11 protein-coding genes are annotated in these 11348 nt (G+C 59.5%); 2 read left to right on the forward strand and 9 right to left on the reverse strand.

What is annotated here, in order from left to right; genetic code table 11:
• Nucleotides 1-2: 2 nt before the first annotated feature.
• The 4 genes from MHN28_RS11545 to MHN28_RS11560 form a co-directional block, all read right to left on the reverse strand.
• Nucleotides 3-800 (reverse strand): S49 family peptidase, encoded by a 798-nt coding sequence (locus tag MHN28_RS11545; RefSeq protein WP_239339201.1) that lies wholly within the window; start codon nucleotides 798-800, stop codon nucleotides 3-5.
• Nucleotides 801-921: 121 nt separating this feature from the next.
• Nucleotides 922-1683, reverse strand: a complete 762-nt coding sequence (locus MHN28_RS11550; RefSeq protein ID WP_239339204.1) for an ABC transporter permease — start codon at nucleotides 1681-1683, stop codon at nucleotides 922-924.
• On the reverse strand, nucleotides 1680-2609 hold the full coding sequence (locus MHN28_RS11555; RefSeq protein WP_239339207.1) for an ABC transporter ATP-binding protein: 930 nt from the start codon (nucleotides 2607-2609) through the stop codon (nucleotides 1680-1682). The genes MHN28_RS11550 and MHN28_RS11555 overlap by 4 nt, the downstream gene beginning before the upstream one ends.
• A 100-nt stretch (nucleotides 2610-2709) precedes the next feature.
• Complete coding sequence (locus tag MHN28_RS11560; RefSeq protein WP_239339210.1) at nucleotides 2710-3975, reverse strand: TAXI family TRAP transporter solute-binding subunit; 1266 nt, start codon at nucleotides 3973-3975, stop codon at nucleotides 2710-2712.
• A gap of 123 nt (nucleotides 3976-4098) precedes the next feature.
• Between MHN28_RS11560 and MHN28_RS11565 the strand changes: the two genes are divergently transcribed.
• Entirely contained in the window at nucleotides 4099-5208 is a 1110-nt protein-coding gene (locus MHN28_RS11565) for a CaiB/BaiF CoA-transferase family protein (RefSeq protein WP_239339213.1), read from the forward strand.
• 58 nt (nucleotides 5209-5266) lie between these two features.
• Here MHN28_RS11565 and hemE read toward each other — a convergent pair whose 3' ends face one another.
• Nucleotides 5267-6301 (reverse strand): uroporphyrinogen decarboxylase, encoded by a 1035-nt coding sequence (gene hemE / locus MHN28_RS11570; protein WP_239339216.1) that lies wholly within the window; start codon nucleotides 6299-6301, stop codon nucleotides 5267-5269.
• 108 nt (nucleotides 6302-6409) lie between these two features.
• On the opposite strand from hemE, the gene hemC reads away from it, so the two are divergent.
• A complete protein-coding gene (gene hemC / locus MHN28_RS11575; RefSeq protein WP_239339218.1) occupies nucleotides 6410-7369 on the forward strand; it encodes a hydroxymethylbilane synthase in 960 nt (319 codons plus the stop codon).
• Nucleotides 7370-7596: 227 nt separating this feature from the next.
• On the opposite strand, the gene MHN28_RS11580 is transcribed toward hemC, so the two are convergent.
• Genes MHN28_RS11580 through MHN28_RS11595 form a run of 4 tightly spaced genes read right to left on the reverse strand, consistent with a single transcriptional unit; the run spans nucleotide 7597 to nucleotide 11336 of the window.
• Nucleotides 7597-8874: an aspartate aminotransferase family protein gene (locus tag MHN28_RS11580; RefSeq protein WP_239339220.1), complete on the reverse strand. Its 1278-nt coding sequence runs from the start codon at nucleotides 8872-8874 to the stop codon at nucleotides 7597-7599.
• Nucleotide 8875: 1 nt separating this feature from the next.
• Nucleotides 8876-9979, reverse strand: a complete 1104-nt coding sequence (locus MHN28_RS11585) for a mandelate racemase/muconate lactonizing enzyme family protein (protein ID WP_239339222.1) — start codon at nucleotides 9977-9979, stop codon at nucleotides 8876-8878.
• Nucleotides 9976-11082 carry a mandelate racemase/muconate lactonizing enzyme family protein gene (locus MHN28_RS11590; RefSeq protein WP_239339224.1) on the reverse strand — a complete coding sequence of 369 codons (1107 nt, stop codon included), beginning with the start codon at nucleotides 11080-11082 and terminating at the stop codon, nucleotides 9976-9978. Before MHN28_RS11590 ends, MHN28_RS11585 begins: the two co-directional genes overlap by 4 nt.
• Nucleotides 11079-11336, reverse strand: a complete 258-nt coding sequence (locus MHN28_RS11595; RefSeq protein ID WP_239339275.1) for a cupin domain-containing protein — start codon at nucleotides 11334-11336, stop codon at nucleotides 11079-11081. The genes MHN28_RS11590 and MHN28_RS11595 overlap by 4 nt, the downstream gene beginning before the upstream one ends.
• Nucleotides 11337-11348: the final 12 nt, after the last annotated feature.

Consider the following 11348-nt stretch of genomic DNA (forward strand, 5'->3'; position numbering starts at 1 on the left):
CGTCACAAACCGAAACGCGCGAAGGCAGCGCGCTCCTCAATCCCGCCGATGGCGTCCTGGGCCAGAGACGCCCCGAACCGAGACCAGATCGGTTTACGCAAGCCGTAGCGGCGGAATTTCACCTTGTCGCCAAACCGCTCTTGCAACTTCGGTTTCAGATGCGCGACGCCTTCAATCAGCCCCAGTTCCTGCGCACGTCTAGCCAGCCAAACCTCGCCCGTGAACAGGTCCGCGCTTTGGTCCAGCTTATCGCCGCGGCGGGCTTTGACATGGGTAATGAAATTCTCGTGGATATCGCCCAAAAGGCCCTGCAGCCGCGCGACGTCCTCTTCTTTTTCCGGAGCGAACGGATCAAGCATCGATTTCGATTTGCCCGCCGTATGGACGCGCCGTTCGATGCCTTGCCGCGCCAGGAATATGTGCGCACCAAATCCGGCGGAAATGACCCCGATCGAACCAAGAACCGAGCTGTCATCGGCCCAGATTTCGTCGGCAGCGGCGGCCAACCAATAACCGCCGGATGCCGCAACATCCTCGACAAAGGCAATGACGGGAACCTCAAGCTCTTCCGACAGCCGCCGGATGCGGGCTCCGATCAGAGAGCTTTGGACCGGCGAACCGCCGGGCGAATTGATCTCAAGCGCCACGGCCGCAGGCTTACCTTTGCGAAACGCCTTTTCCAGAACAGGGGCCAGCGCGGTGTCGTTCAACGACCCGCGCCCCGCCATTCCGATGGCGCCCGACAAACGGACCACGGCCACGACGGGCTGTTTTTTGACAAACGGCAGGCTGAGTTTCATGGGTGCCGATGTAGAGTGCGGCTCAGTCCTAAACAAGGGACTGTTCCGCCCTAATACGCGACGTGAACTAAATTCCCACACTTCGCGGGCAAAAATGCAACGCCTCTGCCCGGCCCAGACCTTAGCTGCGGATGCGCCAGCCGGTTTTGAAAATCCAGCCGATCACCGCCAGACAGATTCCGGTAAAGGCCAAAATCGCCAGCAGGCTAAAGCCAATCGGAACATCCGCTAGCCCAAAAAACGACCAACGGAACCCGGAAATCAGGTAAACGACCGGGTTGAACAGGGTGATCGTTTGCCAGAGCGGCGGCAGCATCGAAATTGAGTAGAATGTTCCGCCCAGAAAGATCAGCGGCGTCACCACCAGCTGAGGCACAAGGGACATCTGTTCAAAATTGCTGGCCCAGATGCCGATGATAAAGCCCAGCAACGAGAAGCTGAGGCAGGACAGGATCAGGAAGGCCGCCATCGCAAAGGGGTGCTCGATGCGTATATCCACGAAAAACGTGGCCGTGACCAAAATCACTAGCCCGACAAACAACGACTTTGTTGCGGCGGCGCCGACATAGCCGATCACGATCTCGATAAAGTTCACCGGGGCGGACAGTAACTCGTAGATCGTGCCCAGAAATTTGGGGAAATAAATCCCGAACGAAGCGTTGGAGATTGCCAGCATCACCACGGACAACATGATCAGCCCCGGCACGATGAATGCCCCGTAAGATACGCCTTCGACCTCTTGAATGCGGCTGCCGATGGCGGTGCCGAAGACCACGAAGTACAGTGACGTCGAAAGAACTGGTGACAGAAAGCTCTGGGCGAGCGTACGGAAGAACCGGGCCATTTCGAACCGGTAAATGGCGGCTATGGCGGACCAGTTCATGCGGGCTCTCCGGACACAAGGTTCACGAAAATCTCTTCCAGGCTCGACTGGCGGGTTTGCACGTCGCGCAACACCAGCCCGGCCTGCGCCACATCGTTCAGCAATGTGGTGATACCGGTGCGATCCGCGTGCGTGTCATAGGTATAGACCAGCGCATCGCCGTTGCCGTTCAGTGTCAGGTTATGCGCGGCCAGACAATCGGGAATGATTGAGATCGGTTCGGTCAGCATGACCTCGATCTGCTTCTTGCCCATCTGGGCCATCAGCGTGTCCTTGTCCTGCACCAATAGCAGTTCGCCTTTGTCGATGACACCGACCCGGTCGGCGATGGCCTCGGCCTCTTCGATGTAATGCGTTGTCAGGATGATGGTGACACCGGCCTGTTTCAGCTCGGCCACGATCTCCCACATATCCTTGCGCAGTTCGACGTCCACACCGGCAGTAGGCTCATCCAGAAACAGCACGCGCGGCTCATGCGCCAGCGCCTTGGCGATCAGCACCCGACGCTTCATGCCACCGGACAATTCCTTGATCGCGTTCTTGCGCTTGTCCCACAGGGACAGTTTGCGCAGGATCTCTTCGATCCGCGCATTGTCACTGCCATACCCGAACAACCCACGCGAAAACCGGACCGTGTTCCAGACCTTCTCAAACGGCTCCAGCGCGATTTCCTGAGGCACAAGCCCGATCATCTTGCGTGCGGCGCGGAAATCGTTCTGGATGTCATATCCACCAACCGTAACTGAGCCTGACGTGGGCGTGGTTATACCGCAAATCGTCGATATCAACGTCGTCTTGCCGGCCCCGTTCGGACCTAGCAACGCCAGAATTTCGCCCTGTTCGATATCCAAGGACACGCCTTTGAGCGCCTCGAATCCGTCGGCGTAGGATTTACGCAAATCCCTGATGGACAGAATGGTTGTCATGCACTTTCCCTGTTCTGGCAGGCACATTACCCCGGCACACCGACACATAACAGGTCAATTTCGCACATTGGCCTGCGCTTTTTTGTGGGGAAACACCGTTTCAGTCTTGGCCGTTTTGCTGCATCTCGGCAATGCGTTTTTGGACCAGCTCAACGTGCAACCGGGCATCGTATTGCCCTTGCCTGTAAGCCGCCGGTAGCCGCAAAGAAGCCAGGCGTTCATCCAAAGCGCTCAGGTGCGATTGCATCTCGCGCAGTTCATTTTTGTCGGGGTAGTTGGCCAGTTCCTGCTCGATTTCCCGTATCTCGGGGTAATGCTGCCAGACCCGCCAGCGCATCGCGTAGGCATAGGCCAAGGGCACAAGCCGGATCAGAGGCACGACGATGAAGAAGAACGGCAACAGCAACAAAAGAACCCGGTTTATCTGCGCCGCGATCCAGTAGGGTAGCCAATTGTGCCAAGTTGACGGACCATCGAGGATCAGTTGACGGGCGGTGTTGCTGATGGTCATACCCGCCCCTTCGATGTTGGGAAACGCCCCCGGATCAGAAAGGATGCCCCGCGCGCCGTGCAGTTCAAGCGCCACCATCGTCAGGCGATTGATCAGCGCAGGATGCAAATCCGGACGCACCACCAAGCGGGCTTCGATGGCGATCAGCTCAACCGGTCGGGGCGGCAAGACCGGATCCAGAGACATACCTCCGGCCGGAACCGTTACGACCGTTGCATATTCCAGACGGCGCGAGATTGCTTGTACATGGTCCAGAGCCATCACGCGCAACCCCGGCTCATCATAAGCAGCCTTCAAGTAGGGGGCTTTGATCGGGGCGACATAGACCGCGATATCCAACTCTCCCGCCAACAAAGCTTCCGCCGCGTCTGCGTAGGGGATCGAGAAATGCGCGTTGTCCGCCTCCGTCAAACCCACGGCCCTTTCGAAATCCCGAAACGCCGCTGCCGTGCCGGATCCCGGCGCGCCGCTGTTAATCCGCAACCCTGACCAAAGCGCCGGATTACGAGGGATGGCAGCGCCTTCGTTGACCAAAAATATGATGGGTTCGAAAAACACAGCACCTACGGCTTCAGCCTTCTCGGGGTCTACCCGTATGCCACCTTGCAGAAAAGCAGCGTCGACATCGCCCGCGTTCACCAGTTCGGCATTCTCGACCGAACCGGCGGTTTCGAGGATGTCCAACTGAATGTCGTCCCGCGCCAGAATCCCGGCATAGTCCTGCGCCACGGTTTCATAAGCACCACCGGCCGGTCCTGCCGCCAATAGCAAACTGTCCGGAGGGTGCAGTCGCGCCAAAACACCTGCCAAAACAGCCAGCGCAACGGCGCTGCCAAAAAGGATCCACAACCGCATCCGGGCCTCACTCTCCATCCGGCGTCGAACGCTAATGACCGTGCGTCATTCTGGCAAGGCGGCATAATCCGACCTTGCCATTCGCCCACAACCCCGAGACCCTGCGCCGGCAGGAGGACCGCGATGCTCAACGGAATTCGGATCATTGAAATCGAGGGATTGGGGCCCGGCCCTTTCGCAGCCATGCTATTGGCGGATCTTGGGGCGGATGTCATTACGATCCACCGCAAGGGTCAGCCCGCTGTGCCGGGCATGCCGGAACAGTCAATTCTGGATCGCGGCAAGCGTTCGATTGACCTGAACCTCAAAGACGCGACCGATCTGGAGATCGCCAAACGCCTGATCAACTCGGCTGATGCGCTAATCGAGGGGTTTCGCCCCGGCGTGATGGAAAAGCTGGGACTTGGCCCGGATACCCTCAAGGATACCAACCCGCGGCTTGTCTATGGCCGCATGACCGGATGGGGACAGGATGGCCCGCTTTCTGAAACAGCCGGACATGATTTGAACTACATCTCGCTGTCCGGGGCGCTCTGGTATGCGTCCGGCCCCGACCACCCGCCGCAGACCCCGGCGACACTGGTCGGGGATATAGGCGGTGGGGCGATGTATCTGGTTGCGGGAATTCTGGCCGGTCTTTTGAACGCACAGCGAACCGGACAAGGCACGATCGTCGATGCCGCTATCTATGACGGCTCGGCCCATATGATGAATCTGTTGATGAGTATGCGCCAAACCGGAAATCTGTCTGAGGCGCGCGGACAAAGTCTATTGGATGGTCCCCACTGGAGTCGGACTTACAAATGCGAAGACGGAGGGTTCGTGACAGTTCAGTGTCTGGAGCCCAAATTCTACGCCGAGTTCCTGCAGAAATTAGGGCTGTCAGACGATCCCGACTTCCAAAAACAGTACGTCCCGGCGCTCTGGCCCGAACTTACGCACCGCCTGACTGAGGTTTTCGCAACCAAACCCCGCGACCACTGGGCCGCCTTGTTCGAAGGCTCAGATGCTTGCGTCGCGCCCGTTCTGAGCCCGCAAGAGGCACAGGCGCATCAAATGAACGCTGCGCGCCAAACATGGGTTGACAGTGACGGAACATTTCAGGCCGCCGCCGCGCCCCGCTTTTCCACCGAAGCATGGCAGCCGAAACCCAGCCCCCAACGCGGCGAGCACACGCAGGACATTTTGAACGAGCTCAACGCAAAGCTACCGCCCACCTCTTCACCTGGCTGAAAATACCTCGGGGGATGAATTGGCCACAGGCCAAGAAGGGGGCTGGCCCCCTTCCCCTTTAGCGCCCGCGCACCGTGTCGATCATCAGTTGGACGTTCTCCGGATCTGCATCCGGGGTAATCCCGTGACCCAGATTGAAAATATGCGGCCCTTTCGAGAACGCCTCAACGATCCGGCGTGTCTCGTCCACCAGAGCCTGCCCGCCGGTCACCATATGTGACGAGGCCAGATTACCCTGAACACAGCCATCCACCTGAACATGCTCGGCGGCCCATTCCGGCGATACCGAGTTGTCCAGCGCGACACAGTCCACACCGGTGTCCTTGGCAAAACCGATATAGCCATCGCCCGCCTCGCGCGGGAACCCGATCACCGGGATGCCCGGATGGCGCTGCTTGATGGCTTGCGTGATCACACGGCAAGGCTCGACCGCGTATTTCTGAAACGCCTCGCCCTTCAGCGACCCGGCCCAGCTGTCAAAGATTTTGACAACTTCGGCACCCGCCTCGATCTGAGCCGAGAGATATTCAATCGTGGCCAGCGTGATCCGGTCCAGCAGTGCTTCGAACAGGGCTGTGTTCTCTTCGCGCAGCGCATGGGCCGGACCCTGATCCGGTGTACCGCGCCCGGCAATCATGTAGGTCGCCACAGTCCAAGGCGCACCCGCGAAGCCGATCAGCGTCGTCTCAGACGGCAATTCGCGCGACAGGATTCGAACGGTTTCGTAAACGGGCGACAGGGTCTCGTGAATATCCGCAACCGGCTTCAGCGCGTCAAATTCGGACTGCTGCGTGATCGTGGACAAGCGCGGGCCTTCCCCCGTGACAAACCACAGTTCAGCGCCCAGCGCCTGTGGCACCAGCAGGATATCAGCGAACAGGATTGCCGCGTCAAAGCCATAACGGCGGATCGGCTGCAACGTGACCTCGGCGGCCAGCTCGGGGTTGTAGCACAACGACAGGAAATCGCCGGCCTGCGCCCGTGTCGCCCGATACTCCGGCAGATACCGCCCGGCCTGACGCATCATCCAGATCGGCGGCACGTCCTGTACTTCACCCGCCAGCGCCCGCAGCAGTTTCTTTGTCTCGGCCATCTTTGTCCCCAATCGTCTGGTTTGCGGCAAACGGGTCTGCCTTCGGCGGCAATTTGTCAAGGTCTGCCCCCATTGTCAGGGCAATGTGACGCGACTAAAGCTGTGCACATGACACTGACCCTGCCCACCCCCGCATCACCGCTCAAGATCGGCACTCGTGGTTCACCGCTGGCGCTGGCGCAAGCTTATGAAACCCGTGAACGGCTGGGCAAAGCCTTTGATCTGCCCGAAGAGGCGTTCGAGATTGTGGTAATCAAGACCACCGGCGATAACCGCGCCATGATCGACGCGGACCGACCGCTGAAAGAGATCGGCAACAAGGGTCTGTTCACGAAGGAAATCGAAGAGGCGATGCTGCGCGGCGATATCGACATCGCGGTGCATTCCACCAAGGACATGCCGGTCGAACAGCCCGAAGGCCTGGTTCTGGATACCTTCCTGCCGCGCGAGGATGTGCGCGATGCCTTCATCTCACCCAGCCTGAAGTCGATCCATGACCTTGCGCAAGGCGCTGTGGTTGGAACGTCATCGCTGCGCCGCCGGGCGCAATTGCTGAACCGGCGGCCTGACCTGAAGGTGGTTGAGTTCCGCGGCAACGTGCAAACGCGCCTGAAGAAACTGGCAGACGGTGTGGCCGATTGCACATTCCTGGCCATGGCTGGCATCCGGCGCCTGAACATGGATGACGTCCCTGCAACGGCCATCGCCCCCGAGGATATGCTGCCCGCCATTGCCCAGGGCACAATCGGAATCGAGCGCCGCAGCGACGATTCCCGCGCCGCCGGGCTGCTTGCGGCGATTCACCACGCTGAGACGGGTCAACGGTTGGCTGCCGAACGAGCTTTGCTGGCAGCATTGGACGGATCCTGTGAAACGCCGATCGCCGGGTTGGCCGAGATATCGGGCGGTCAAATGCGCCTGCGCGGCGAAGTGTTGCGCCCCGACGGGTCCGAGGCGATTTCCGAAGACGTCACTGGCACCGTTGCTGATGGTGCCGAAATGGGACGCGCGATGGCAGAATCCCTGCTGCAAAAGGCCGGTCCGGGTTTCTTCGACTGGAGAAATTGAAAAAAATTTACTCAAAGTGAACTACTTCACTGAAGTCGCGCCATGATTGAACGATAAAGTAGTCATACCGATTGTGAAGTCGGGAGGTCTCGAAAATGTCGAAGGTTTTTTAGTCCGTTCTTTTTTGTAAGTGGTATTCGAGGGGGCGAGACCTGCCCTGAAATCCAATCAGTTAGGGCCGCTGTCAGTTTTGACGGCGGCCCGCCTAGTTTTGCACCCGGACAATCTTATCCTTCGCTGATCGCCAGAACCGCTTTTTCAACGGCCATGCGCGTTTGTTCCAGATCGGATTCTGTGACGGCCAGCGAGGGATAGAGTTTACCCGGCGCCTTGAAGATCCCGTTCGCGCGAAGTGCACTATTGTAGACAGCATTGCGCTGAGGATCGTCATGTTTGGCGCTGCGATAATCACGACAGTCTCTGTCCGTGAAATAGACGTCGAACAGGGTCTCATCGCCGCAAATATGATGTGGAATACCTGCCTTGGTCAGCGCGTCCACCTGCATCTGCTGCAACTGCGATCCGATGCCGCGCAGGCGATCATAAACACCATCGCGTTGCAGGATCTCCATTGTCTTCAATCCGGCGACCGAGGCCACAGGATTGCCGGACAAAGTGCCCAGCTGCATCAGCCAGCCTTCCTCGCCAACCTGTGCCTTGTCGAAATGCTTCATGATCTCGGCACTTGCGCCCGTCGCGGCCAAAGGAAACCCGCCGCCTGTAATTTTGCCTAACGTGCAGATGTCCGGCGTCACGCCATACTTCTCTTGCGCACCACCATAGGCGAGGCGGAATCCTGTGACGATTTCATCGAAAATGAGCAGGATATTGTGTTTGTCGCAAAGATCCCGCAACCCCTGAAGGTATCCGGGTGCCGGAGGGATGATACGCTGCAACGGCTCGACCATGATCGCGGCAATGTCGTCGTGTTCGTCCAGCAGATTGGCAACGGCTTCCAGATCGTTGAACGGAGCGATCAGCATCTGCTCGGCCACGCCTTCGGGGATGCCGGCGCTGTCCGGAACCGCCTGAGGGAAATTGACGTTACGGCTTGGGGCAAGGCTCATCTGTGCCTCGGCGCTCATCCCGTGATAGCCGCCTTCGAATTTCAGAATCTTGTTGCGCCCCGTGTAGGCCCGCGCCAATCGGATTGCGTACATGTCCGCCTCACCGCCCGAGGCGACAAACCGCACCTGTTCGCAGCACGGCACCGCGTCGACAATGGCCTCGGCCAGTTCGATGCCCTTGGCGTTGTTGGCAAAGAAGGTCATACCTTTGGGCAGTTGTTCCAGCACGGCTTCCATCACCTCGGGGTGGCCATGACCGAGCAGCATCGGGCCGGACCCGATCAGGTAGTCGATAAATTCATTGCCATCCTCATCCCAGACTCTGCTGCCTTCGCCGCGGGCGATGATGATGCCCGGGTCGAAATTGCCGAACCCTCCGGCGGGCAGAACTTCGTTTGCGCGGGCAATCCATTCGGATTGGGTGTTGATTTTCAGCATGTCAAACGATCTCCAATATTGGCGGGCCAAGGACTTCGGGGTCTGGCACAACACCTAACCCCGGACCTTCGGGCGGAGCAATCCGGCCGTTGTCACGGTTTGGTGCATCCGGGCAGACGCGCGGGGACACATAAGAGGACAAGTCGCAGGTGTTCATCAGCGACCCATGCGGGGTCGAGGCCGCAAAGTGCAGCGATGCGGCTGTAACTATGTCCGACCCCCAGGTGCATTCGGCACATATCTCTGCCCCCAGATGCACAGTCAGATCCCGCGCGCGGCGCATGGCTGACAGCCCACCGAATTTCGAGAGTTTCAAGGCGACAGCATCCATGCAGCCCAGTTCATGCGCCCGCAGCAGCGAGGCCAGATCATGCGCGTTTTCGTCGATCTTCATTGGCAAGCCGGTGGCCTGCCGTACGGCGGCACAGTCCTCAAGCGTTTTGCAGGGCTGTTCCAGCATCACATCCAGATGTGCCACCGCCCTGCCCGTCCGCGTCGCCTGCAGCCGCGAGGCACCGCAATTCCAATCCCCGTAAACCAGAGGACCCGGCCCCACGGCCTCGCGCACTTTGATCAGCCGTTCCGCATCAACCTGCCAATCGCCTTCGACCCCCAGCTTGACCTGAAACTGACGAACGCCGGTCTGATACGCCGTCTTGGCGATCCGCGCCATGTCATCCGGCGCGATACAGGTGATCGAATGATAAAGCGGCATGTCCTTGCGCGTCCGCCCCCCCAGCAACGCATACACCGGTTGGCCCGAGGCCTGCCCGAACAGGTCCCAAAGGGCGATATCCACCATGGACTTGGCATAGCGGTGCCCAAGCAAAAACCCGTCCAACTTGCGCATCGGTGCGTCGACGCCGAAGGGCGACATGCCAAGGATTTCCGGCCCCATCTCGGCCACGGCTGCCGGAACGCCATCGGCGTAGGCGGGCAGGTAATGGGGAATCGGGCAGACCTCACCCCAGCCCTTCAGACCGGTATCGGTATCAAGGCACAGGATGTGGCTTTTGACTGTGGCACAGGTTTTGCCTTCGGCCATGTGATAAGTTTCGTGACTGGTCAGATCCACGGACCAGAGCGTTATCTTGTTGATCCTCATTGGTAGATCCCAACCGGATCGCCCAGCGCATCCTCGTCCGGGTGTACGCCAAGGCCCGGCGTTTCCGGCAGATGCAAGTGGCCGTCGATGTTGCGCGGACCACGACCGCCAGCGATATCGACGGTGATCATATCCTGGCAGGCCCAGACGGCGTGGCAATTCTCATCCGGGATGGTGGCCGCCAGATGCAGTGCCTCGGTATCGGCCAGAACCGATCCGCCTGTGGCCATCACGAACATGTCGATACCGTGCGCCAGCGCGATATCCCGCATCCGGGCGGCCTTGGTCAGACCGCCGACGCGGTTCAGCTTGATCCCGAACACTTCGGCCAGCCCGTCGCGGGCAATCCGCGCGGCGTCCTGCAGGGTCACCAGGCTCTCATCGACCGATACAGGCGAGGCATGGCGGCCGGAAATGGCCGCGATATCGTCCAGAGACTCGCCGGGTTGTTCGAATGTGACGTTCAAGTCCTCGCAGGCGCTCATCACCCGCAAAGCCTGTTGCCGAGTCCAGCCACGGTTGACGTCATAGAGGACGATCTCACCCGGTCGCCGGATGCTTTCCACATCGCGCACACGAGCAATGTCGCGCTCCACATCACCACCGATCTTCACCGAATGGGCGACATAGCCCCGGCTGCGATAGCGCTCCATGACCTCGCGGGTTTCATCCACCGTCTTGGCCCCGACCGAAGAGGCAATCGGGCGCGGTGTTCGTGACCCACCGCCCATCAGATCGGCAATCGGCAGACCAGCGGCCTGCCCGGCAATGTCCCAGCAGGCCATGTCGATGGGGCTTTTGGCATAAAGATGGCCGGGCAGAGCGGTATCCATCGCCCGTTCGACCTCCAACACCCGACGCGGATCAAGGCCCAGAATGAACGGCGCCATCGTCTCGATCCCCGCGCGAATGCCCGGGCCATGCGCGGGCACATAGGTATGCCCCCAAGGCGTACCTTCGCCCCAGCCGGTCAGGCCGCTATCCGTTTCGACCTTGACCAATGTTGCGTCTAGTACTTCGAACTTCAGCCGGCCACCTGACAGCCAATACGGATGCTCAAGAGGCAGATCGACATGATAGACCGAGATTCGGGTAATTTTCATTTCAGTTCCACTTCAACAAAGGACATTGGCATGTCCCCGGCATTGATGACATTGTGTTCGACGCCCTCGTCACGGCGATAGGCGGTTCCCGCAGGAACCGTCACGTCGTTGACAGAGCCGTCGGGCAATTCCAGCCGCATATGGCAATCGGTGATGGCCGTGATGACGTAATCCATTGCGTGACGGTGCCATCCCGTTTCGGCATCAGGCGCAAAGTCAAATCGCGTCACGCGAACGCGGGCGTCATCGATCATCTGGGTTGCAAC

Origin of the sequence: Ruegeria sp. Ofav3-42, from assembly GCF_022347725.1 — a bacterium.
Taxonomy (GTDB): domain Bacteria; phylum Pseudomonadota; class Alphaproteobacteria; order Rhodobacterales; family Rhodobacteraceae; genus Ruegeria.